We start from the raw sequence: 21,876 nt of genomic DNA, 5'->3' as shown, positions 1-21,876 counted from the left end.
TTTAATGCCTTCATTAAAGTCAAGTAAACGATACAATAAATATACTATTTTGCAAGTAGTGCCTGCTCTAGTTTCGGGAGGGGTTGAAAGAGGTACTATAGAAGTTGCAAAATATCTTAAAATTCTCGGTCATACTCCTATCATAATTTCAGCAGGCGGTACTCTAGTTAAAGAGTTAGATAAGGAAGATATATTGCATATTGAAATGAATAGTAACAGTAAAAATCCTTTTGTAATTCTGAATAATGCAAAATTGATAGCAGAAATAATCAAAAAATATAATGTTGATATAGTTCATACAAGATCAAGAGCACCGGCATGGAGTTCATATCTAGCAACAAAATGGACAAATGCTAAATTTTTGACTACCTTTCATGGGGTTTATAATATTCCGAATAGTTTTAAAAAATATTATAATAGCATAATGCTAAAAGGCAAGAAAGTTGTTGCCGTGTCTAATTTTGTAAAACAACACTTGCTCGAAAACTATAAAATTGATGAAGATAAAATAGTAGTAATTGAGCGTGGAGTGAATTGTGATTATTTCGATCCCGCAAATTTAACGCCGGAAAAACTTGAAAAATGTTGTGATAAATATGATGTACCGAGTAACGTGCCGATAATATTAATGCCTTCTAGAATGACAAGTTGGAAAGGACATCTTATTCTAGTAGAAGCATTAAGTAAATTAAAACATAGAGACTTTTATTGTTTAATGGTCGGTGATATATCTAGACATCCCAATTTTACTAATAGAGTAAAAGAGCTTATAGCTAATCTAAAACTTCAAAATAAAATTCAAATTTTTGGTAATGATTCGGATATAATAAACCTATATGGGATTTCCGATATTATCATTTCTGCCTCAATCGAGCCTGAAGCTTTCGGGCGTACTATTATAGAAGGGCAGGCGATGAAGAAGCTTGTTATTGCAACTAATATCGGCGGGGCAGTAGAGACAATAAAGAATAATATAACCGGTTTCCACGTAGAACCAAATAATGCCGAAGCGTTAGCACAGAACATCGATTATTGTTTCTCGATTTTAGGTACTGATCTTGCTAAGAAAATCCAAGAAGCGGCAAGACATACGGTAACTAATAATTTCTCTCTTGATCTGATGCTAAGAAAAAACCTTGAAATCTATAAAGAAATCTTAAAAAACTCCCATAATTGAACATCTAGATTTAGTATATACTCATGATAAATTAAAAGTAGTCAAGTATATAGGGTTGAATAGAATAGCTATTCTCCTAATAATTTTATTTCAGCATACAAATCTTCAAGATTTATACTGATCATAAAAATTATTATAGTCATGAGATTTACCGTCATGATGCACTACAAGCATTAAAGTTTCCGGTAAAAATTCTTTTAAAGCTTGTTATGCATTTTCTATAGATATTTTATCAAGATTAGCAAATACCTCGTCTAAAATTAATATTTTAGGGTTTGAAATTATAGCTTTAATGATTCTAATTTTTTTCTTTTGACTGCCACTTGGTGCATTTATTACATCATAATTTTTATCACTTAAGTGCTTAATTAATGTACCTAGATCTAATTTTATAAGTAGTGTGTTAATTTTTTCTTCTAATAATTGCTTATTACTTTTAATGATTGATTGATCAAGGTCGGAGGTTATTATTTCAAATAAAGTAGATTAAACCGGTATGTAACTATTCTGATCAATAAATATTATTTTTGGATTTTGATAATGGGTAGGTATGGAAATTTCACCAACGCTATGGCATGGATCAGCAATACAATTGACTAAACTCTTTAAAAAAGTAGTGTTGCCTTTTCCTGAGGAAGCTGAAAGAAGATCATGTGCTCCTAGTTTGAATACTAATTTTTCAAAACTCAAAATAGTTCTTTCTTCTATAATTAGGTTATAATCAGAAATTACAAGTTCATCGTTTGTATCATTAGTAGACCATGTTATTCCTTTTGTATTCTCAGAAGAAATTGCCTCTATTAATTTTGTAATTCTCGCTTGTGATATAACTGCTCCACTAAAGATTATTTTTAATGAGGAACTTGTTAAGAATGATTTTAAGGTTTCAAGCCAAGGATTAAGTGGTAGAGCTTGCTCAGGCGTAATCTCTCCATTTTTTACTTTATAAATATAGTAAAGTGATTTTATGAATTTATCGGAGATATCTAGTATAGTAGTTATAGTATTTTTTGTGCTATCTAAAAACAACATTTTCTTTGATATTTCTTTTTTAGCTTTAAGTTGTTTGGCATATTGATTTTGTACAAATTGAGCAGAATCAGTTAACAAGATATTTGAAGTATTAGAGGATATATTTCTTACTATAGAAGCTGTATTTTCGTTAATTTTCTCTGGCTTCTTGCCTGTAAGAAATATTCAGTTGATATAATATATTTAAAAATCCTTCCTTAATATTTTCAAACGCATTAAATATAATAGCTCCTGGAACTAAATTCATTATATCTTGCAATGCAATAAGCTGTATAATTTTTTGAGTGGTTAAATTCCCTAATTGTAAAATTCCAATAGTGAAAGTATTATTAAGATTATTAAATAAATTATTAGTAATAGCTTCTATATCCTTTAATCCTAAGATTTTACTTTTATATTCCTCGTTTAGTAACAGTTCTAAAGTTTTTTGTTCGATTTGAGTATTTTGTGTTAAAGAAACTTTATATGATTGGAATAGTGTGCTTATTATATTTTTTCCACACCATAAAATACTGATTTTTGCTCCTTGAGAAACAAGAGGTCCTATATCAGCATTAGGGTCCTGTATGAGTAAGGTTAATGCAATTAATGTATTGCCATCATTTCCGGTATAGTTAATAAAACTACTATTTATGTATGCTTCAATTAAATCTAAAACCCTTGGGTTACATCTTTAATTTCATTTTTTGAATCATTTTTAAAATTGTTAGAAAGTATATTAGGATCAATTACCCTAATATTAGGAGTTAAGTTTATCTGAATTTCTTTTAAATTTTCCTGATAATTTAAGAAATCAGTCCCATAATATGCTAAGCCTACTATTGCAGCTGTAGAAGTTAAATAAATTAGTACTGAATAATTAGGAAAAGTTGTGATGAGATTTGTAGTAATAGGGTAGATTAAACTTCCTTTAAATGTGGCAGAAGTAAGATAATGTTTCTGAAAATACCCTTCGGTTATTAAGATTTCGTCAGCAAGAGTTGCCGAAACAAAAAGACTGCTTCCTGTTGTCCCATTTACAATAAAACCAATTATACCGCTAATTATTAAATGCGTTCCATATGCTAACTTTTTGGAAAAGGTAGAAGCAGCATTATTTTTATTAAAAATAGATATCGTTATTGTGAGTGGGCGTTGTTGTGTGTATCGAAAAAGGCACTCGGTGTTATACCGTGGTTTGACCACGGTATCCAAAAACAACTGAAAAACTGATCCACGCAGCAATACCTTTTGAGCGATTGAAAGTAGCGTGGCACTCCATAAAAATAATAAAAAAATACTAAAAATTAGCATTTTTATACTTCCTTGCTTTGTCAAAAATTACAGTTTTTTCTTAGCTCAGACGTTAAATTCTTAACTAATCTATCTTTAATAAAAGCTGCCGGAATTAGGTGATAAGTTGTATTATAGTATAAAGAAAAAATGTAGGTGTAGGGAAGAAAGTAAAAAGGCAGATAAATAAAACCTGCCTTTTTATAATTGTTAACGAGAATATAACTCGATTACTAAATGCACTTCTGCTTCAAAAGGATATGGGACATCAGAAAGAGCAGGAACTCTTAAATATTTACCGGTTAATGAAGGTACATCAAATGATAAATACCCCGGTGTTGTTTGACCTTGTTTTGAAACGGATTCTTGGATAAGCGGTATTTGTTTTACGGATTCTTTAACTTCTATAACATCGCCTGCCTTTAGTCGTATGCTTGCGATATCGGCTTTCTTACCGTTTAATTTAATATGTCCGTGTGAAACTAACTGTCTTGCAGCAAAAATAGTTGGAGCTATATTCATTCTATAAACTACCGTATCAAGTCTACTTTCAAGTAACCCAATGAAATTTTCACCGGTATTACCTTTCATTTTTTGAGCAAGTGCAAAAATATTTCTAAATTGTTTTTCAGTGACACGACCGTAGTGGCATTTCAATCTTTGCTTAGCTTTTAAATGTAAACCATAATCTGAAGTTTTAATCATGGTATTCTGCCCATGTTGCCCGGGACGATAATTTCGTGTATTGAAAGCATCCTTGCTATCACCCCATAGACTTACTCCAAGTCTTCTACTAGCTTTATATTTAGAACGAACAATTTTTGTCACTGATAATATCCTTAACTTATTATTTATTATTTGAATTACAAAAAAATATATACATTTCTTGCATCAAAGTCAATCATTGATTTTTAACCTAAAACTTTTTATATTTAATTAAAAAATATTTCATATGAGTTCCTTAGTAAGACCAATCAATTTAGGTAAAATCAATCATTCACAAAGTACTGTTAAAGACTATATTTTACTTATGAAACCGCGTGTAATGTCGCTTGTGATTTTTACGGGTTTTGTAGGTATGTGGCTTGCTCCTTATTCCGTGCATCCGTTTATTGCTGGTATTGCAGTTGTTTGCATAGCGCTTGGGGCAGGTAGTGCAGGGGCAATTAATATGTGGTACGATAGAGACATCGATAGCTTAATGAAACGTACCCAAAAAAGACCGATAGTAAGAGGAGTTATAGAATCTGATGAAGCTTTATCTTTTGGTTTGATAACGGGATTTTTTGCAGTATTTTTTATGGCTTTATGTGTTAATCTACTTGCATCCTTTTTACTGCTATTCACTATTTTTTATTATATCTGTATTTATACTATTTGGTTAAAGCGTCGTTCTATACAAAATATCGTTATTGGCGGAGTATCGGGAGCATTACCTCCTGTGATAGGTTATGCAGCGGTAAGCAATACTATATCTCTAGAGTCGAGTATATTATTTTTGATTATTTTTATTTGGACGCCGCCGCATTCATGGGCTCTTGCTTTATTCTGTAACGATGACTATAAAAACTGTAAAGTACCGATGATGCCTGCAGTAAAGGGGACTTTATATACTAAAAAACAAATTCTAATTTACAGTATTCTTTTATTTATTGTTTCGCTAATGCCTTTTTTTATTGGAATGAATAATTTTATATATTTAATAATTTCTGGTATCCTTGGGGTAGTATTTCTATATTATGCCGGTTCTTTATTCTATGACACCCCTGATAACAAACAAGCTAAACGATTTTTTGCCTATTCGATATTTTACTTGTTTTTTATATTTTTACTTTTGTACTCAACTAACACTATATCCACTATTAGCTGAGAGATAATAGTGTTGGGTTACTTTTATAGAAGCTAAAATTGAAACCCAAAGTGAAGAAACATATCATAAGTGTATTTTCATGCAAGTGATTTTTTATTTATAACTGTAATTTTTAAATTTTATGCTTTTGTTTCGTAATTTTGATAAGTAGGAAGAGTTAGAATATATATCGTATTTTATTCCATGGAAGCAACCTGTCATGCAACACACTCCATCGTTGGATAAAACTACTCTTAATACCGGCTTTATAACGTACCGCCTTGCCTCCATATTCGCTTACTTTATTTTCCTGTATAATTTGGTTGCCAAATTAAAGCTTCACTCTCTAATCTATTTGAGGCAATATTTCTTTCATGCTGCTTATCGTTATGCGTTAAAAATATGCATTCCGCTTTTATAAACGGTTTATATTGGTTGTTTATGTATTGAGCTAAATCTTCAAATAACTTTGCATATTCGGTAAGCCAACCTTCATAAGCAATAATAGGAGCAAAGTTTAGATGAACTTCGTAACCTGCTTCAATAAAAATATTCACCGCTTTTATTCTCTCGATAATTGGACTCGTTTTTGGCTCTAATATCTCACTCATTCTTGTCGGTATCAAACTAAATCTAATCCTTATTTTGTTTTCAGGATTAAAATTAAGTAATTTAGGATTGACATATTTAGTAGCAAAAGTTGCTTTAGCACGTGGATCTTCTTTAAAGAAATTAAATATCTTTAACCAATTAGTGTGTTTCCAATGCAAACTTACATCGGTAGAACAACCTATATCATATGTCCAATATTTAGAATCTGTTTGATTGGAAATTTTAGTCGGTAAGTTTGCTATATGTTTATCCAATACGTCAAGTATTTGATCTATATTTTCATTGATATATAATGTCTCATAGTTATGATGCATAACATAACAATAACTATTTCTGCAACCTCCGGTACAGCCATACATGAAGTTAGGCGTTATGTAATCAGCTGATCTTCCATTAGGACGTACGTGCAAAGTTTTCGTATTTTGTACTATTTTCTTAATCATACGATTTTAAATTAAAGTTTATTTAAACTACTTACTTAGCTTTACAAACTTCAGATTTATTTACTTACATTGAAATTGTAGTTATAAATTATTAATTACAAATATATCATAAGTTATGGAAAAACCAAGCTATCTAAATTTTGATAATAAAAGTTATAAATGGAAAAATGATATTGAGTATCGTAAATGCCCGGAAAGCTATAGAGTAGGTAAAGGGGAGCAAGGAGTATGCATTTGTCAACCATATAAAAATGAAATTTTGCCTTATTGGAAGTTTAAAACTTCTGAAATTGCTAAAGAAAGTAGTGAAAAAATATCTCGATCTTCATAACAGATATCCAATATCAAGAAGAAAAAGACAATCTACGAAAATTCGTTGAAACTGATCCTGAAGAACTTTCAAATTTTATTGAAACTTATGATAAGACTGAAAAATATAACAATAGAGAATCTGAAATTTTTCATAGTTTAAGTTCTATTTTAATGGAAAAACAACAAGATAATGCGATTAAATCATTAAAGAAAGCTATTGAACTAGATCCAAGTAAAGTATACTATCACGAAGAGTTTTTTAATAAATTACATAAAATAAATCCGGAGGAAGCACTCGCTTCTATCAAAAGAGCTATAGGGTTAAATCCAAATAAAAAATTATTATATGAAGACCTTATTATTTTGTTGAAAAAGGTAAATTATGATGGAGAAGTAGCAAAAATTACTAAAGTAATTCAAGATTTCCCTAAAAACATACCTAATTTGGTATTAGGTACTGAGGAAACAAAGGATTTGTATCCAATTAGGTTTGGCACAGGAATAACTGTATCAAAACGTGGGTATTTATGAGTTTTGCACTGTCATCTAGTTGCTTGCTAACTAAGTCTAGAAAAAATAACTTCAACATTGTTACTACACTATATTATATGTTTTGCTGGATGATGACATAGAGAGGAATAATAAGTCACACAACACCCGTGACGGTCACATTAAAACAGTTTCTTCAATCCTTTTTGTAGAAGCTTATTTACAGGATCTGCTTGTTGGTTTTCCTGCGGAGGGCTGTTTTGTTCCTCTGTATTTGTATCCTTTTTCTTTCTGAGACCCAAAGCATCTTTAATAATATTTTCAGTTTTCTTCTCTCCGCTTTTTAAGTCTTTAATAACGCTATTAAATACGTTTTTAACTAAATATGTTTGAAAGGCTTGAACGTCTAATTTATGCTGCGGATTATTTATGAATCCGTATAATTTAACGGCTATAGGCGGTAAATCCGCAATAGTAACGCTTGCACTAACATCCATCATATATTGTGGTAAGTTAATTTGACCGCTTGCATTTGTTGTGGCAGGTGAAGCATCTAAACTACATTCATTTAAATTAAGCTTGCCTTGCGTTATATTTCCTCTGGCAATTAAATTTTTGAAAGATGTGGATCCGCCACTAAAGGAGCTGTTAATAAGTCGCAATACTCCTTCGGTATTTTTAGCATTATTTACCGCATCTGCGATTCGGTTTAAATCAAATCCGCTTATTTCCCCGTTATCGCTATTTACGTTAAATTGTCCATTTAGATTATTAACATATGTATAAACGCTATTACCGCGAGAAGTAAGATCGGCTTTAAAGCTTAGTCGTCCATCAGTTATTTTTATTTTATCCAATTGTGGAGTGAAACTTTTGAGATAGGCATTTTTTAAATCGATTTTAATTGCAGCGTTTTGATCTTTGGCTGAACTCACATAACCGGTGCTACTTAGTTCGCCACCGTAAATGCTTGCATTAACTGCAGTAATATTCAGCGTGCCGCCGGTGATATTTAATTTTGCTTTGAAATTATTTATGATTAATGAGTCGTTAGTTAATTTATCAATATTTGCGGATAATTGCCCTTCAATTTCATTTAAAAACCCTAAATTAATAGGATTATTTGACCAAGGAGAATTATTTTTAGCTGTAGGTATGTTTTGAGTAGCAGGACTATTAGTTTTATTTGGAGCAGGAGTAGGACTATTACTTGTAAGAATTTTATCCAAATTCACTAACGGACTATATAAGTTAAGATTAAAATTGGGCTTCTGAGTTTCTAAATTAATATCTCCTTTAATAGATATATTAGTATTAAAAGCGGATATTTTATTATTAATATGGAAAGTATCTTTAATTTTTTGCACTCCTCCGTTTAACTGCAATACTCCAATCTGACTTAAATTACTTACTCCCATAAGAGACATAAACGACTCAAAATTATTAATTTTTAGATTGTGCGAAATAGTTATATCTTGTGCTAAATTTTTAAGCTCAATATCTCCCGTTAGATTACTATTTGCAGCCGATAAATTAATATTTTGTAATTTTATTGCTTGAGAATTACTAATTATATTAGAAGTAAGTATAAGTTTTTGGTTAATAATAGGCGGTAATTTATCGGTCTTTAGTTTTAGAGCATCAAGTATAGGTTTTAAACTATCAGCTTGTAGCATAATATTTGTCTTATCTAAATTAGAGCTAATCTCGGTTATAATGTTACCGGGATTGATAATAATATTTGATTTCAGGTTATTACGCTCTATATCATAATTTGCATTTGCTAGTAATTCTATATTTGGATAATTAAGTCTAGCATCTTTAATAGCTATATTTTTACTATCGGCAGTAATTGCCGTAGTTAGCTCGTAGTCATTTTGTAAATCAGCAGGCATACCTAAAGTTTTAGTATTACCTTTAATATTTGTGTTACCTATGAACGAATTATTTTCGCTATCAAATTTTCCTTCGATTTTAATTTTTGCACCGGCAAGATTAATATTGGCACTTAACGGAATTATTTTACCGATTTCTTCAATATTGCCGTCTATATTAATTTGCTGTTCCAAAGCCTTTAAAGCTAAAGTCAAATCTATAGGACCTTTAAGGCTTTTAATTTTAGTCTCTAAGTTAATATCGTTAAATATTTTCTCACTGTTTTTTTCTATATATATTACTTTGCCGTCTATAATTTTAAAATGACTAATCAAAATAGGAAGTGCTAATTCAGTTTTAGTATCGGTAGATTCTACAGAGCTAAGTTCATTTGTTTTGGATGCATTATTAGGTGTAGAAAATTGCCAATTTTTTTGTCCATTACTTAAAACTTCTAGATTTATAATCGGTTTTTGCAGTTCTATAGAAGCTACTTCAATTGCTCCTCTAAAAAGAGGAAAAAGTCGCAATGACGCTTTAGCACCTTCAACGGAAACTAGATGAGGTTCTTTTGTACCGTTTATTGATGATAATTTAATTTCTGATAGTGATATTGCGGGATTCGGTAGTAAAGATAATTTTATGTCGCCGTTAATAGTTAAATCTCTATTTGTAGCCTCTTTAACTTTATCTATTACTATTCCTTTATAATTATTTAAAGGAATAAAGAAAGGAATAACAATTAATAATAATATTATACTTATAAATATAATAAGTGAGTATTTTAAAGTTTTAGGCATAGAGCTTAACCTTCTATTTATATACATATATTAATTATAGTATTTAAGGATTAATTGTCAATTTTATATAATTTACTCAATTAAGGATTAAAATAATTATATTCTATGTCATTCCCACGAGGCGTTGTTGCGTGGATCGGTTTTTCCGTCATTGCGAGTAGATGTTGTTGCGTGGACCGGTAAAACCCACTGTGTCACCCCGTGGCTTGACCACGGGGGCCATAAAAACAATAAATACTAATAAATTTAGTATTTTTAACTGGATCCCGTGGTCACGCCACGGGATGAGACAGAGGTGAATAAGAATCGTAGGGTACTATAAAGAAATTGAAAACTACGGTAAATTATTCAAGCTTCTCTTTGATAATTTAAAATCACATAATCTTTAGTTATAATAGGAAAAAATTCTTTATTGAAAGGTAATAATTCGGTTGTTTGATCTGAAAATTCTATTTCAATTATGTCACTGGCACCAAAGTTAAGAATATTTTTAATTTTGCCTATTTCTTTATGATCTTGGTTTAATACCGGTAAATGAGTTAAATCCGCTATATAAAATTCATCTTCTTCTAGTTCCGGTAAACTTGCTCTTAAGCAAAATATTTTATAACCTTTTAAATGTTCAGCTTCATTTCGAGTAGCTATATCATTAAATGTACAAATTAATTCTCCTTTGGCATTTTGGCTAATTAGCTTAATATGTATATTTGCTCCTGACTCATTTACTAAATTTCTTTCAAGTATTTTTGTAGCAGGGTCGGTAAAAGATTTTAACATTACATGACCTTTAATTCCATGACATGATTTTATTACACCGACTAAAATTAAATTTTCTAAAGAATTCATTAATTTGCCTTTAAATTTTGATAATTATATATAATAATGTATTAAACTTTTTTACAGACATGATAAAAAAAATAGCTGCCGGCGTCATAATTTGTTTTTCATTATTGTTATTTATAATGTTTGGTGCATTATCGTTTGTTAACTATAATTCGGTTACTAATAATTTTACCAGTCATTTAGGAATTGCAAAAGAAAATATCGGAAAAATAAAGATGCATAAATTTCCTTTGTCCTATTTAGTTATTGAGACGATAAGAGAAGAAGGAAAGTTAGATTTAGAGCAGATTAAAATTCATTTTGCGTTGTGGTCGCTTATAAAATTTAATCCTAAAATTAATAAAATAGATATATTAGACGCTAAATTTTATTCACATTCTAATGTATTAAATATTTATAATCATGAAGAGTTAATAAAGAATTTCTTTAAATATAAGTTACAAAATATAAATCTAAATGTTACTAATCTCAGTATTATTAATAAACAAGATTATTCTATTTTAAATTTTAATAATTGTATATTAAAAAAAGAAAATGCTTTATCGTCTAATTACATATTTAAAACTACAAGTAACTATATAGGTAAAATTTCAGGTTCAATTAATAAACGTGACGATATAGTAGATTTTAGTCTTAATATTGATAATAATGATTATGGTTTTAAGTTATCGCAAATTTACAAAGATTCTAAGCTTACTAGCGGTAGTGGTGAATATCAGATTAAAAATTTAGCATCGGTAATGTATAATATATTACCGGATTTAAACCATTTTTTTAATAAATTTAATCAACATGAGGCAGTAAACGTTAAATTTAATATTTCAAATAATGAAGATGCAATAGAACTAAAAGACATAGTAATAGCATCATCTTTTATTATTGGTCATGGATTTGTTAACATTGCTAAAAATGATAATATTACTACTAATGTAAAACTAGATTTTCCTAAAATAGATTTAAGTTCGTTAATTTCTCCAAATGCAGAGGTAACATTTAATACTTCTTCTTCAAATATTAGATTTATTTTTGCCAATAAATTACTTAAAGCAGACGTGGCAATTAACGAAATAATTTTAAGTAATAATGAAGAACTAAAAAAAATAGTCTTTTCGTCTAACTTATCAAAGGGTACTTTAAAGATAAATGAATTTTCAGGTAATATTAAATCAGGTGGAGAATTTAAGCTTACAGGTAATGTAACACAGAATGCCGTTAGAAGTATGTTCGATGGACAGCTGTATTTAAAGCACAACGATATAAATTCGTTACTGAATATTTTAGGATTTAACGACTTTACTATTAAAGAAGCTATTCCTTTTAGCTTGTCATCGGATTTAAAACTCACTTTAATAGATTTATTTTTTAAAAATTTATTACTCAAAACAGATAATTTAAATTTATCAGGAAATTTTTCTAGTAAATTTATTGCTCAAACACCTCGTTTAGACGCTACGCTTAATATATCTTCGCTTGACTTAAGCAGTAGAACGTATCCAATAATTTCGCCGCTTATCGAATTTACAAAAAATTTAACTAAAGATATGCAAGCTCTAGATTATCCAAGTAAATTCATCCCTATTAGAACAATAGGATATTTAGCTAATTTAGATATTCTGATAGATAGCGTTAAGTATAACGATCATGTATTTGACAAAATGAATTTGCTTGCTAAAATCGTACCAGCTAATATAAAAATTAGTAATTTAGATTTTAAAACTGCTAACAGCTATTTATCAACTAGCTGGAACTTAGATGCATCGAGTGTATTACCGTCTTTGACCGTAGAAATTAAGGACGGTAATCTTACTACTGATTTATTATCACCGGCAGGAATGCTTAATTTAAGAAATAAATTAATAAATGATTATAGTTTAGATAAAGCTACCTTACAAGTTTCCGGTACATTGTCGACATTATTACAAAATGATTTAATATTGAAAAATGTTAAATTTTATGTAGCAAATAATAATAATTTATTACAATTTAATAATATTGAAGCAGAATTATTAGGTGGTAACCTTCAAGGTAACGGCAATATTTTATTAGAACCTTATGCTATAAATTTCGTATATGCTTTAAATACAATAGATTTAAACAAAGTTTCAGCTCTTATGCCTAAAATATTTACTGCAAGTGGCGGAAAAATAAGTATAAGCGGTAGTTTAGGAACTAACGGTAACACTCTTCAAAGCCAGCTATATAACCTTACTACAAAATCACAATTTGCTATAAACAATATAGATGTTAATAATTTTGCAATTGATGCTTTTATAGAAAAAATTGATACAGCTGATTATAAGGTACAAAATTTAGATAAAGATATAAATAGTGCTATAACCACAGGACAAGAAAATATTAGAGGTATAAGCGGTGATATTGAACTACAAAAAGGTATTGCCCTTTTAAAGAAAGTAAAATTTGCAACACAATATAGTAGCGGTGCGGCCTCTTTTGCAGTTAATATATATAATTTTGATATGGATGCATCTAGTATTTTATCATTTTACGTGCCGGCAAGGCTTGTTAAGTTAAATACCTCAAATACAAGTTCTGATAAAGATATCTTGGCACATCTTAATATAAAAATGCAAGGGAGTATTTTTGCTCCTAAGAAAACTTTTGATAGTAGTGAGCTAAAAAAATTACTTATACCCCAAACAACTGAAGACACAATTAATACAGATAACCATTAAAAATAAAAATAAATGACTAATACTAAAACTTTAGAAGCAAATATTAGCTTTGAAGAAGCTTTAAAAGAGCTTGAGGAAATTGTTAAAAAAATAGATAACGGACAAGAGAGTCTAGAGACGGCAGTTAATAGCTTTGAAAGAGGTATTTTACTTAAGAATCATTGTGAGAAAAAACTAAAAGAAGCTCGGTTAAAAATTGAAAAAATTACTAAACTTGCTGATTCTACAGTGGTCTTAGAAGAGATGGAAGTGTAGTGTTGACATAAAGCATACATTGTACTAATATCATAAGATGACAAAGAAATGTAATTATAGCTTTTCTGCTGAAAAAAATTATAAGTTAATAAGTGAGCGCAAGGTAAGGTTTGAAGAAATAATATCAGTTATAGAAAGTAATTGTTTATTGGATATAATAGAGCATCCAAATGCTAATAAATATTCAGAGCAAAAAATGTATATAGTTAAATTTAATGAATACGCCTATTTAGTGCCTTTTATTAGTGAAGTTGATGGAACAGTTTTTTTAAAGACTATTATTCCACGTCACAAAGCTACTCAGGAATATCTAAAAATAGGAAAAGTAATGAGAAATAAAGAGAATATATCAAATATTAATACTAGATGCTGAAGAAAACGCATTGCTGGAGTCTTTTGAAAATGATGAATGGCAAAGAATTAAAAATTTTGAACAAGAGAAACATATATCACAAGTGGCAGCAGCTAATTATTTAAAAAAAGATACTCGAATAAATATTCGTATTTCTAGTAGTGATTTAATGAGAATAAAACAAAAAGCTGCTTATGAGGGATTACCTTATCAAACTCTTATTTCTAGTATATTACATAAATATTCAGCAGGGCATGGTTAATAATACCTATGTAATCATATAATTGACTTTATCTATACCGTTCCTAATATTGTTTTATTCATCATAATAAATATTGTTTTGATGAGTTTTTGTGCGGGATGTTTATATTTAACAAAATACATTATTCCTAATAATTTTCAAAAAGAAGAGCTTGGAAGTCTTGGCGGGTTTTTATCGGGTGTAGTCGGTAGTATGTATGAGGTATCAACCGGTTTTGTATTAATTTATTTACTCGGTAATTTTAATAAAGCACAAGAAGGGGTGGCAGCAGAATCTATAGTGTTGATGAGGCTTGCAGATAGTGTAGGTTGGCTTCCTCATGAAATGAGGCCTACAATTTATCTAGATATTAAAAATTATACCAAAGGTGTAATGCGGCGTGAATGGCAATTAATGAAAGACGGCAAGCAAATCGGTCATGAAGCTCTTAGTTTCCTCCAAGATATTAATAAGAGACTACAAGCTTATAAAGCACGCGAGCAAATGCAGCTATTGACTAAGCAGGTAAATCATTGAGGAGATAAAAGAGCTTTATACAGTAAGGTATAACAGGATTAAAATGTCCTATTTTTCCTTAAATATTCAATATTGGATAGTTGTATGTATAATGACTGCTATTAATTTAATTTTTGTCTGTATGCTTGGCACCAAACTTTATTTACATAAGATTTCGGTTGGTTTAGTTTGTATCACTTCATCATCAGTGCTTTTGTTATTATTTATATTAGACAAACCTTTTCGAGGTCCTTTTGCCGTAAATCAATATGACCTTATTAAGGCTGTACATTATATTGAGAGATTAAATTAGTGATATCTGTAACAACATAACGCCATAATTTATCCGTGCCTTTAGTAATACCTATACGAGCAGTAGTAGAGTAGGGTAGCTTTAAGCCGATATCACCGACAAAAAATGCGTTGTTATTTATGAGATCGCATTTATTATGAGAAATATTAATTCCTAAATATTTGCATAATTTACCCGGACCGTTGAGGTATAGATTTTCAGGCGAAATAACATGTACGCCTCTTATTAAGGTCGCAGCAGGGAAGCCTTTAGCTTCGGTTACGAAATTTAAACAATAATACATTCCGTAAATTAAATAGACATAGCTAAAGCCTGCAGGACCAAACATTATATCCGTTCTTTTTGTCCGCCCTCTTGCTGCATGGCAAGCAGGATCATTCTGCCCTATATAGCTTTCAGTTTCAGTAATGATAGCTGTTTTACCTTGGAAATAAAGAGTTTTACCGATTAACTCAGTGCTTACTACATTAGTATCTCTTGCAAAAAATTCACGAGGTAAAGGGATTAATTTATTCATGTTTTTGAAAAAAAATATTTAAATTCTTATTCCATTTTGTAGGAGTGAAGTTAGTAATTTCATATTCAGCTATATTATTTATATAAAAAGGATCTTCTCTTAATATATCTTTAAGCTGACTTAGTTTTTCTATATTAGCTAAAATAATACCGCCAATTCTTGGATGTATAGGACCTAATAAAATGTCCTTTATCATAACATGTATCTAAACATTTTCTATGTTTCGTAATAAATTTTTCAACAGAAGAAAGATCTAAGCCTAAGGTATATTTAAGTTTTACAATAAACATAATTTATATTTTTTTATTAAGTGGTTTAGAATTTTTTATAGAGATTGGAACTGTATCATATCCGCCGTCGCAAAACGGTTGACATTTGATGATTCTTTTAAAGGTAAACCACAAGCCTTTTATGCTGCCGTGCATTGATATAGCTTCTTTGGCATATTCAGAACAAGTGAGGTGAAACCGGCAATTATTGCCAAGTAGTGGAGAAATGAAATATTGATAAAATCTAAGTAATAATAATAAGATTCTAGTCATTTTGAAACTTGTCTATTATTTTCCCCATTTTTTCTTGAGTTAGATCTTCATAATAATCGTCATTAATCTGTACGACCGGAGCGTTAACGCATGCTCCCAAACATTCTATCTCGCTTAAAGTAAATTTTTGATCTTCAGTAGTTTCTTTGAGTGTTACACCTAATTTCTTTTCGCAAATTTTCATTATATCATCACTACCACGCAGCCAGCAAGGAGTAGTAGTACATACTTGGATATGATATTTACCAACTCGCTTTAAGTTAAACATAGTATAAAATGTTGCAACCTCATAAGCCCGTATATAAGGCATTGCTAACATATTTGCGACATATTCGATAGCAGGAACAGGTAGCCAGCCGCCGTTTTGACGTTGTGCTAGATCAAGCAGCGGAAGTATTGCACTTCTTTTTCCATGCGGTGGATATTTTTTTATAATCTCTTCTGCTAGATTTAAATTTTTCTTATCAAATGTAAAATTTGTAATTTTTGTATTCATATATTTTTAGTACGGTATAGTTTTATGTCATTTCTGCGCAAGCAGGAATCCGTAGAACTATTTAATTAAATCTTTCCATTCAGGATTAGTTTTTTCTATCAGTTCTATTTTCCAACTACGTTGCCATTTTTTCAAGTTTTTTTCTTGTAAGTGCTTCTTGAATATCAGTAAATTCTTCTGTATAAACAAGCTTTATAATATTATATTTTGAGGTAAAACCTTTTATTATTTTTTGTTTATGTTCATAAGCACGACTTATTATATTATGAGTAATACCAATATATAAAGTACCATGCTTATTAGAGCATAATATATATACCCAATATATTTTTTGTTTTTTAGTTTTATTTTATGGATTCCTGTTTTCGCAGGAATGACAGAGCAACGCAAGTACAAGCCCACGGCATGACAAATATATTACCTATCTATCTCACCAAATACTATATCAAGCGTTGCAATAATAGTAATAACATCTGCCATTAAATGACCTTTAGACATAAAATCTAGTCCTTGCAAATGAGCAAAGCCGGGTGCTTTAATACGACATCTATAAGGTCTATTACCTCCTTGCGAGTATAAATATACACCAAATTCGCCTTTAGGGGCTTCTACGGCTTTATAGGTCTCGCCGGCTGGGACGTCATATCCTTCCGTATAGAGCTTAAAATGATGAATCATTGCTTCCATAGATTCTTTCATTTTGGCTCTTGTCGGTGGTGTTAATTTAGGATCATCGGTTTTAATTGCACCTTTCGGCATTTTTTCTATACATTGCTTGATTATCTTGATTGATTCGTACATTTCAAGCATACGAACGAAATATCTGTCGTAACAATCACCGTTTTTGCCGATTGGTACTTTAAAGTCCATTTCATCGTAAACGTCATAAGGGTTTGACTTGCGTAAATCCCAAGCTATACCCGAACCTCTAAGCATTGGTCCTGAAAACCCCCAGTCCATTGCCTCTTTTTGAGACACAACGCCGATATCTACTAAACGTTGTTTCCATAATCTATTTTCATTTAGTAGACTTTCAATATCGTGAAGTTTAGGAGGAAACTGTTCTATAAACTTATCTATATCCTCAAGTAAACCTTCGGGTAAATCTGCTGCAACCCCGCCCGGTCTAAAGTAGTTTGAATGCATACGAGAGCCGGAAACATGCTCGTAAAATTCCATGATCTTTTCTCGCTCTTCAAAGAGCCATAATAAAGGAGTAGTAGCACCGATATCTAAAGCTTGGCTGCCAATATTCAAAGTATGGTTCAAAATTCTTGTTAGCTCTGAGAATAGTACCCTGATAAACTGAGCTCTTCGTGGGACTTCGCATTCTAATAACGACTCAACAGCTAAAGCAAATGCATGTTCCTGACACATCGGTGAAACATAATCAAGACGATCAAAATATGGTATAGCCTGCAAATATGTTTTATGCTCAATAAGCTTTTCCGTACCACGATGAAGTAACCCAATATGAGGGTCGGCATTATTTACTACTTCCCCGTCCATCTCAAGGATTAACCTTAAAACTCCGTGAGTTGCCGGATGCTGTGGACCAAGGTTTAGAGTTATAGTTTTGGTGTTGTTAGTCATAGTATTTTTCCTACTGTCACCTAGTTCGCTTGACCACGGGGTCCAGTCTTTTGTATTTTTTCTGGATCCCGCGATCAAGTCACAGGATGACATTCATTTTATTTCTGGATTCCTGCTTTCGCAGGAATGACATTAGTTGCCTTCTCATCACCTGGCAATACATAACTCGGGCTATGCCAGTGCGAGCTAAAATCAAACTCACGATATTCTATGTCTAAATCGACCGGTTCATAAGCTACTTTCTTTAGCTTCTCATCATATTTAACTTGTGTATAGCCTGTTAACGGGAAATCTTTACGTAATGGATGCCCCTCAAATTCGTAATCGGTTAGTATGCGTCTTTTATCGTCATTACCCTCGAAATTTACCCCGTACATATCATAAACTTCACGCTCATACCAACAAGCGGCACTAAATATATTCATTGCTGAAGGTATAGTTTCTTTTTCAGATATATATACTTTTATTATAAGACGCTTATTTAATTTTAAGCTTAATAAATTATATACTACTTCAAACCTTTTATAGTCAATTGATTTGGACTCGCCTACATTGTCGCTCGTCGTTCTCCTATTAGTTATAGGCTTCGCGCCTTGCTCCTTGTGGCCAAGCCCAACTGAATTGACTACGTTATTCTGAGGAAAATCAGCCCCAAATAAATCAGTAAGTAGAGTGAAGCGTAATTCTTCCGATTCTTTTAAAGCTTTTAAAAACGGCAATAAAAAATTCGGCTCGATTTTATAAGCTAGGTAATCTTTAACCGTGATCGGAGTTATTAAAATGCTAGATTTAGCTGCAAGTCTTTCAATGAGTTTGTCTAGCGTCATACTTAAAACCTGTAGTGCGTTTAATTTTTTTCTGTAACTGCATCAGCCCGTAAATTAATGCTTCGGCGGTAGGAGGGCAGCCAGGGACATATACGTCAACCGGTACGATTCTATCACAGCCACGCACTACCGAATAGGAAAAGTGGTAATAGCCGCCGCCATTGGCACAACTACCCATTGAAAGCACCCATTTAGGTTCAGCCATCTGATCATATACTTTACGTAGAGCTGGTGCCATTTTGTTAGTAAGCGTTCCTGCAACTATCATAAGGTCGGACTGTCTTGGACTTGGTCTAAATAACATACCGAAGCGATCCATATCATATCTACTTGCTGCTGCCTGCATCATCTCAACAGCACAACAAGCAAGCCCAAAAGTCATAGGCCATAAGGAATTAGCTCTCGCCCAGCCTATAACATCATCAACTTTAGTGAGTAAGAATCCTCTATTAGAAAGCTCATTACTTAATAATTCGTCTTCTTGATAAAAATTATTTTTCATATTACTACCAGTCTAAAGCTCCTTTCTTCCATTCATATATGAACCCGATAATAAGTACGAATAAGAAAAACATCATTGAGAAAAAGCCTATTTTACCTATCGTATTAAGACTAATAGCCCAAGGCACTAAAAATGCAATTTCAAGATCAAAGATAATAAATAAAATAGCAACTAAGTAAAAACATATGTCAAATTTTGATCTTGCATCGCTAAAAGGCTCAAAACCGCACTCATAAGGTTCTAGCTTATCTTTATTATATTTTTTTGTCGATAATAGGTTAGGTAGAATCATTATTAAACCGGAAACCAATACCGCAATACCGAAAAATATGGCAATCGGTAGATATTCTTGTAAAAGTTCTGAGTTTTGTAGCATATGTTTTTTATTATATTGTTCCGTCATTGCGAGAAGAATTGCACAGTAATGCGACGAAGCAATCTCAGGATATTTGATGAGATTGCCACGCAGCCTACGGCTGTTTGCAATGACGTAGATTTAATGACACTTAACTCTATATTTACCTCAAATAGCATCAATTATCAATGACAATATCAGGTTTAACTAGTAGCTTCATTAAAACTAGTACCCAAATACCGCTTGATATCCACCATATTTGCCAAATATTATATGAAATCATGCCGATAATATAGTAATTTATAAAACATGCATAGGAAATTGCCTTGAAATTTTTATTTTCGAGATTACTAATTTGTTTGAGATATTTATAAACTAAGCATAAAAATAATATTAAACCTATTATACCGAGTTCAAGAGTAATTTGTAATATATTATTATGAGGATGAAGCGGCAAAGGATGCCATTTTTCTCCGTTGTAATCGATCATTTCACTATCACCAGCTTCGATATATTTAGAAGAAGCTAAGCCATAGCCTAAAATCGGCTTTTCAATGATTTTGTTTGCGACGAAATGCCAAATAAATAAACGATGAGCAGCGGAAGGTTGTGTAGCTAAATATTTTTCAGATAAATCTTGTGGTTCTATTTGTTTAGCTATCACAGGAAATAGTAACGAGCCGGTAATTAAACTTATTGCGATTAATTTGAAAAATATCGGCTTCATAAATCTTGTTAAAATAAATATTACTCCTCCTATACCGAAGCCTAAAAAACTTGCTAAACTATCGGAAATACTTAGTACATAAAGTACTAATATATATAGCATTAAGGTATGTCGTTTTTTACCGTTAGAAAGTAAAATTATAATCGCTACCCAAGCGGTAATTGAAAGTAAAGCACAACCACGATCTAGCATATATAAGCCAAAACTAGTTTTGAATATTCTTGTTAAAAATCCATTAGAAGAATATTCGATGAAGAATAATAATATTGCTGTGAGAATTCCGAATATTAAGGCTTTTTTAAGCTGTAAGCGATTTTGAAAAGGAGCAGAATTACTAACTGCAAAGCCAAGAAATAAGAGTATAAAAACTTGAGTAAAAGTAGCTAAGCTATTAATAAGATGAATTGCGAATAAACAAGATATAAAGCACCAAGCGGTGAATAACATTGTCATCCCGTGAGCTTGTAGTGGGATCCAGTCTTTTTTTATTTTTTGGATACCGTGGTCAAGCCACGGTATGACATTGTTACTGGATTGCCACGCTCCTTTCAGTCGCTCGCAATGACGATTAATACCTCGCAGGAATGATATAAGCAAAAAAATTGTAACAGTAGCTGCAGCGGATAAGCCCGCCAGCATCCCAAGGCTTGGAATTAAAAATATTAAACTTGAAATTAAATATTGCATCTAAAAACAATCTTTAGCAAAAATTTCGTAGATTGGGTGTTCAAACGTTGAAAGTGAAATGCTTGAAGAAATCATCCATCCTTGAAAGAGTAAATTAGGATCTTCGTCTATTTTATATTCCGTTATGGTCATCAACAAATAATTATCTTCATTATATGGATCAAGGTTTTTTATACATTTGTGCAATTTGATTTTTATATTACCGAAATATTTTTCTTCCCCGACTTTAAAATCTATCTCTTCAGAAGTAGCAGTAATGTTATTTAGAGCAATAATTTTGCCATTTGTATAATTTTTAAACTCAGAACTATCATTAATATTATCGTTTGGATTTAAAATAGGATGATTTTCATCAAGAAGGATAAATACGTCATTTTCAATATCTTCGGTTGTAGTAACCGACTCTAAATTTTCTGCGAATATAGGAAAATTAATGCATATAGTAATGATAAAAATAATTTTTAGTAATTTCATAGATAAATATATTATTTTTCAAAATTATATACTATAGGGGATTAATGGCAATGATAATTTATGATAAGGTTTTAAGGTCATT

General features: G+C 31.0%; 25 protein-coding genes and 2 pseudogenes. 9 read left to right on the top strand and 18 right to left on the bottom strand.

From position 1 onward, the window contains the following. Positions 1 to 4: 4 nt before the first annotated feature. Positions 5 to 1,177 (top strand): glycosyltransferase family 4 protein, encoded by a 1,173-nt coding sequence (locus RPR_RS06965; RefSeq protein WP_012737018.1) that lies wholly within the window; start codon positions 5 to 7, stop codon positions 1,175 to 1,177. Between the two features lie 207 nt (positions 1,178 to 1,384). Here the strand turns inward: RPR_RS06965 and RPR_RS09950 are convergent, their stop codons facing one another. The 4 genes from RPR_RS09950 to rpsD form a co-directional block, all read right to left on the bottom strand. Beyond that, positions 1,385 to 1,546 (bottom strand): hypothetical protein, encoded by a 162-nt coding sequence (locus RPR_RS09950; protein ID WP_410526308.1) that lies wholly within the window; start codon positions 1,544 to 1,546, stop codon positions 1,385 to 1,387. Positions 1,547 to 1,663: 117 nt separating this feature from the next. Continuing rightward, positions 1,664 to 2,287: an ABC transporter ATPase gene (locus RPR_RS06955; RefSeq protein ID WP_085065764.1), complete on the bottom strand. Its 624-nt coding sequence runs from the start codon at positions 2,285 to 2,287 to the stop codon at positions 1,664 to 1,666. A 573-nt stretch (positions 2,288 to 2,860) separates the two neighbouring features. After that, positions 2,861 to 3,502, bottom strand: a complete 642-nt coding sequence (locus RPR_RS06945; RefSeq protein ID WP_012737017.1) for a hypothetical protein — start codon at positions 3,500 to 3,502, stop codon at positions 2,861 to 2,863. Positions 3,503 to 3,691: 189 nt separating this feature from the next. After that, the gene (gene rpsD, locus RPR_RS06940) at positions 3,692 to 4,309 is read right to left on the bottom strand and encodes a 30S ribosomal protein S4 (protein WP_010977111.1); all 618 of its coding nucleotides are present in this window, start codon (positions 4,307 to 4,309) and stop codon (positions 3,692 to 3,694) included. Between the two features lie 124 nt (positions 4,310 to 4,433). Here rpsD and cyoE point away from each other — a divergent pair, with 124 nt between their 5' ends. Next, positions 4,434 to 5,351: a heme o synthase gene (gene cyoE, locus RPR_RS06935; protein ID WP_012737016.1), complete on the top strand. Its 918-nt coding sequence runs from the start codon at positions 4,434 to 4,436 to the stop codon at positions 5,349 to 5,351. A gap of 281 nt (positions 5,352 to 5,632) precedes the next feature. Here the strand turns inward: cyoE and RPR_RS06930 are convergent, their stop codons facing one another. Then, positions 5,633 to 6,385 carry a spore photoproduct lyase family protein gene (locus RPR_RS06930; RefSeq protein ID WP_085065763.1) on the bottom strand — a complete coding sequence of 251 codons (753 nt, stop codon included), beginning with the start codon at positions 6,383 to 6,385 and terminating at the stop codon, positions 5,633 to 5,635. Positions 6,386 to 6,500: 115 nt separating this feature from the next. On the opposite strand from RPR_RS06930, the gene RPR_RS06925 reads away from it, so the two are divergent. Next, the gene (locus tag RPR_RS06925) at positions 6,501 to 6,716 is read left to right on the top strand and encodes a DUF4385 family protein (RefSeq protein WP_012737014.1); all 216 of its coding nucleotides are present in this window, start codon (positions 6,501 to 6,503) and stop codon (positions 6,714 to 6,716) included. 152 nt (positions 6,717 to 6,868) lie between these two features. After that, positions 6,869 to 7,228: a tetratricopeptide repeat protein gene (locus tag RPR_RS06915; RefSeq protein ID WP_012737013.1), complete on the top strand. Its 360-nt coding sequence runs from the start codon at positions 6,869 to 6,871 to the stop codon at positions 7,226 to 7,228. A 140-nt stretch (positions 7,229 to 7,368) separates the two neighbouring features. On the opposite strand, the gene RPR_RS06910 is transcribed toward RPR_RS06915, so the two are convergent. Together RPR_RS06910 and rimM are read right to left on the bottom strand one after the other, a co-directional pair. Continuing rightward, entirely contained in the window at positions 7,369 to 9,861 is a 2,493-nt protein-coding gene (locus RPR_RS06910; protein ID WP_012737012.1) for an AsmA family protein, read from the bottom strand. 348 nt (positions 9,862 to 10,209) lie between these two features. Then, positions 10,210 to 10,707, bottom strand: coding sequence for a ribosome maturation factor RimM (gene rimM / locus RPR_RS06905; protein ID WP_012737011.1), 498 nt, complete (start codon positions 10,705 to 10,707; stop codon positions 10,210 to 10,212). A gap of 59 nt (positions 10,708 to 10,766) precedes the next feature. Between rimM and RPR_RS06900 the strand changes: the two genes are divergently transcribed. The 5 genes and pseudogenes from RPR_RS06900 (at position 10,767) to RPR_RS09815 (ending at position 15,074) form a co-directional block, all read left to right on the top strand. After that, positions 10,767 to 13,397: an AsmA-like C-terminal region-containing protein gene (locus tag RPR_RS06900; protein WP_012737010.1), complete on the top strand. Its 2,631-nt coding sequence runs from the start codon at positions 10,767 to 10,769 to the stop codon at positions 13,395 to 13,397. A 12-nt stretch (positions 13,398 to 13,409) separates the two neighbouring features. Further along, the gene (locus tag RPR_RS06895) at positions 13,410 to 13,652 is read left to right on the top strand and encodes an exodeoxyribonuclease VII small subunit (RefSeq protein ID WP_004996011.1); all 243 of its coding nucleotides are present in this window, start codon (positions 13,410 to 13,412) and stop codon (positions 13,650 to 13,652) included. Between the two features lie 37 nt (positions 13,653 to 13,689). Beyond that, positions 13,690 to 14,025, top strand: coding sequence for a toxin (locus tag RPR_RS06890; RefSeq protein ID WP_085065762.1), 336 nt, complete (start codon positions 13,690 to 13,692; stop codon positions 14,023 to 14,025). Positions 14,026 to 14,035: 10 nt separating this feature from the next. Further along, positions 14,036 to 14,266 (top strand): CopG family antitoxin, encoded by a 231-nt coding sequence (locus RPR_RS06885; RefSeq protein WP_085065761.1) that lies wholly within the window; start codon positions 14,036 to 14,038, stop codon positions 14,264 to 14,266. 81 nt (positions 14,267 to 14,347) lie between these two features. Beyond that, positions 14,348 to 15,074 (top strand): annotated as a pseudogene (locus tag RPR_RS09815) (hypothetical protein). Here RPR_RS09815 and RPR_RS06875 read toward each other — a convergent pair. The 11 genes and pseudogenes from RPR_RS06875 to RPR_RS06825 all read right to left on the bottom strand — a co-directional run bounded on the left by RPR_RS06875 (position 15,040) and on the right by RPR_RS06825 (position 21,794). Next, a complete protein-coding gene (locus RPR_RS06875) occupies positions 15,040 to 15,591 on the bottom strand; it encodes a DNA-3-methyladenine glycosylase (protein ID WP_012737008.1) in 552 nt (183 codons plus the stop codon). The pseudogene RPR_RS09815 and the gene RPR_RS06875 overlap by 35 nt on opposite strands. Further along, a complete protein-coding gene (locus RPR_RS06870) occupies positions 15,584 to 15,787 on the bottom strand; it encodes a hypothetical protein (RefSeq protein WP_012737007.1) in 204 nt (67 codons plus the stop codon). The genes RPR_RS06875 and RPR_RS06870 overlap by 8 nt, the downstream gene beginning before the upstream one ends. Before the next feature lie 97 nt (positions 15,788 to 15,884). After that, on the bottom strand, positions 15,885 to 16,133 hold the full coding sequence (gene yidD / locus RPR_RS06865; protein ID WP_012737006.1) for a membrane protein insertion efficiency factor YidD: 249 nt from the start codon (positions 16,131 to 16,133) through the stop codon (positions 15,885 to 15,887). Continuing rightward, the gene (gene nuoE / locus RPR_RS06860; protein WP_012737005.1) at positions 16,126 to 16,629 is read right to left on the bottom strand and encodes an NADH-quinone oxidoreductase subunit NuoE; all 504 of its coding nucleotides are present in this window, start codon (positions 16,627 to 16,629) and stop codon (positions 16,126 to 16,128) included. The genes yidD and nuoE overlap by 8 nt, the downstream gene beginning before the upstream one ends. 57 nt (positions 16,630 to 16,686) lie before the next feature. After that, a pseudogene (locus tag RPR_RS06855) lies at positions 16,687 to 16,957 on the bottom strand (GIY-YIG nuclease family protein). 89 nt (positions 16,958 to 17,046) lie between these two features. Then, positions 17,047 to 18,222: an NADH dehydrogenase (quinone) subunit D gene (gene nuoD, locus RPR_RS06850; protein WP_012737004.1), complete on the bottom strand. Its 1,176-nt coding sequence runs from the start codon at positions 18,220 to 18,222 to the stop codon at positions 17,047 to 17,049. Positions 18,223 to 18,320: 98 nt separating this feature from the next. Beyond that, entirely contained in the window at positions 18,321 to 19,049 is a 729-nt protein-coding gene (locus RPR_RS06845; protein WP_012737003.1) for an NADH-quinone oxidoreductase subunit C, read from the bottom strand. Continuing rightward, on the bottom strand, positions 19,027 to 19,551 hold the full coding sequence (locus tag RPR_RS06840; protein WP_004995988.1) for a NuoB/complex I 20 kDa subunit family protein: 525 nt from the start codon (positions 19,549 to 19,551) through the stop codon (positions 19,027 to 19,029). The genes RPR_RS06845 and RPR_RS06840 overlap by 23 nt, the downstream gene beginning before the upstream one ends. A gap of 4 nt (positions 19,552 to 19,555) precedes the next feature. Beyond that, positions 19,556 to 19,927, bottom strand: coding sequence for an NADH-quinone oxidoreductase subunit A (locus RPR_RS06835; protein WP_012737002.1), 372 nt, complete (start codon positions 19,925 to 19,927; stop codon positions 19,556 to 19,558). A 157-nt stretch (positions 19,928 to 20,084) separates the two neighbouring features. Then, a complete protein-coding gene (locus RPR_RS06830; protein ID WP_012737001.1) occupies positions 20,085 to 21,320 on the bottom strand; it encodes an O-antigen ligase family protein in 1,236 nt (411 codons plus the stop codon). After that, a complete protein-coding gene (locus RPR_RS06825; RefSeq protein WP_012737000.1) occupies positions 21,321 to 21,794 on the bottom strand; it encodes a DUF2155 domain-containing protein in 474 nt (157 codons plus the stop codon). Positions 21,795 to 21,876 lie beyond the last annotated feature (82 nt).

Source organism: Rickettsia peacockii str. Rustic (genome assembly GCF_000021525.1).
Lineage (GTDB): Bacteria > Pseudomonadota > Alphaproteobacteria > Rickettsiales > Rickettsiaceae > Rickettsia > Rickettsia rickettsii.
The sequence above is the reverse complement of the archived record's forward strand: the minus strand, read 5'-3'. Positions and strand labels throughout refer to the sequence as shown.

What these genes read in the sequence shown, in the direction of transcription:
- RPR_RS06965 (WP_012737018.1), top strand. Translation starts at nt 5, where the DNA reads ATGCCTTCATTAAAGTCAAGTAAACGATACAATAAATATACTATTTTG.
- RPR_RS06945 (WP_012737017.1), bottom strand. Translation starts at nt 3,502, where the DNA reads ATGCTAATTTTTAGTATTTTTTTATTATTTTTATGGAGTGCCACGCTA.
- cyoE (WP_012737016.1), top strand. Translation starts at nt 4,434, where the DNA reads ATGAGTTCCTTAGTAAGACCAATCAATTTAGGTAAAATCAATCATTCA.
- RPR_RS06930 (WP_085065763.1), bottom strand. Translation starts at nt 6,385, where the DNA reads ATGATTAAGAAAATAGTACAAAATACGAAAACTTTGCACGTACGTCCT.
- RPR_RS06925 (WP_012737014.1), top strand. Translation starts at nt 6,501, where the DNA reads ATGGAAAAACCAAGCTATCTAAATTTTGATAATAAAAGTTATAAATGG.
- RPR_RS06915 (WP_012737013.1), top strand. Translation starts at nt 6,869, where the DNA reads ATGGAAAAACAACAAGATAATGCGATTAAATCATTAAAGAAAGCTATT.
- RPR_RS06910 (WP_012737012.1), bottom strand. Translation starts at nt 9,861, where the DNA reads ATGCCTAAAACTTTAAAATACTCACTTATTATATTTATAAGTATAATA.
- rimM (WP_012737011.1), bottom strand. Translation starts at nt 10,707, where the DNA reads ATGAATTCTTTAGAAAATTTAATTTTAGTCGGTGTAATAAAATCATGT.
- RPR_RS06900 (WP_012737010.1), top strand. Translation starts at nt 10,767, where the DNA reads ATGATAAAAAAAATAGCTGCCGGCGTCATAATTTGTTTTTCATTATTG.
- RPR_RS06895 (WP_004996011.1), top strand. Translation starts at nt 13,410, where the DNA reads ATGACTAATACTAAAACTTTAGAAGCAAATATTAGCTTTGAAGAAGCT.
- RPR_RS06890 (WP_085065762.1), top strand. Translation starts at nt 13,690, where the DNA reads ATGACAAAGAAATGTAATTATAGCTTTTCTGCTGAAAAAAATTATAAG.
- RPR_RS06875 (WP_012737008.1), bottom strand. Translation starts at nt 15,591, where the DNA reads ATGAATAAATTAATCCCTTTACCTCGTGAATTTTTTGCAAGAGATACT.
- RPR_RS06870 (WP_012737007.1), bottom strand. Translation starts at nt 15,787, where the DNA reads ATGATAAAGGACATTTTATTAGGTCCTATACATCCAAGAATTGGCGGT.
- yidD (WP_012737006.1), bottom strand. Translation starts at nt 16,133, where the DNA reads ATGACTAGAATCTTATTATTATTACTTAGATTTTATCAATATTTCATT.
- nuoE (WP_012737005.1), bottom strand. Translation starts at nt 16,629, where the DNA reads ATGAATACAAAAATTACAAATTTTACATTTGATAAGAAAAATTTAAAT.
- nuoD (WP_012737004.1), bottom strand. Translation starts at nt 18,222, where the DNA reads ATGACTAACAACACCAAAACTATAACTCTAAACCTTGGTCCACAGCAT.
- RPR_RS06845 (WP_012737003.1), bottom strand. Translation starts at nt 19,049, where the DNA reads ATGACGCTAGACAAACTCATTGAAAGACTTGCAGCTAAATCTAGCATT.
- RPR_RS06840 (WP_004995988.1), bottom strand. Translation starts at nt 19,551, where the DNA reads ATGAAAAATAATTTTTATCAAGAAGACGAATTATTAAGTAATGAGCTT.
- RPR_RS06835 (WP_012737002.1), bottom strand. Translation starts at nt 19,927, where the DNA reads ATGCTACAAAACTCAGAACTTTTACAAGAATATCTACCGATTGCCATA.
- RPR_RS06830 (WP_012737001.1), bottom strand. Translation starts at nt 21,320, where the DNA reads ATGCAATATTTAATTTCAAGTTTAATATTTTTAATTCCAAGCCTTGGG.
- RPR_RS06825 (WP_012737000.1), bottom strand. Translation starts at nt 21,794, where the DNA reads ATGAAATTACTAAAAATTATTTTTATCATTACTATATGCATTAATTTT.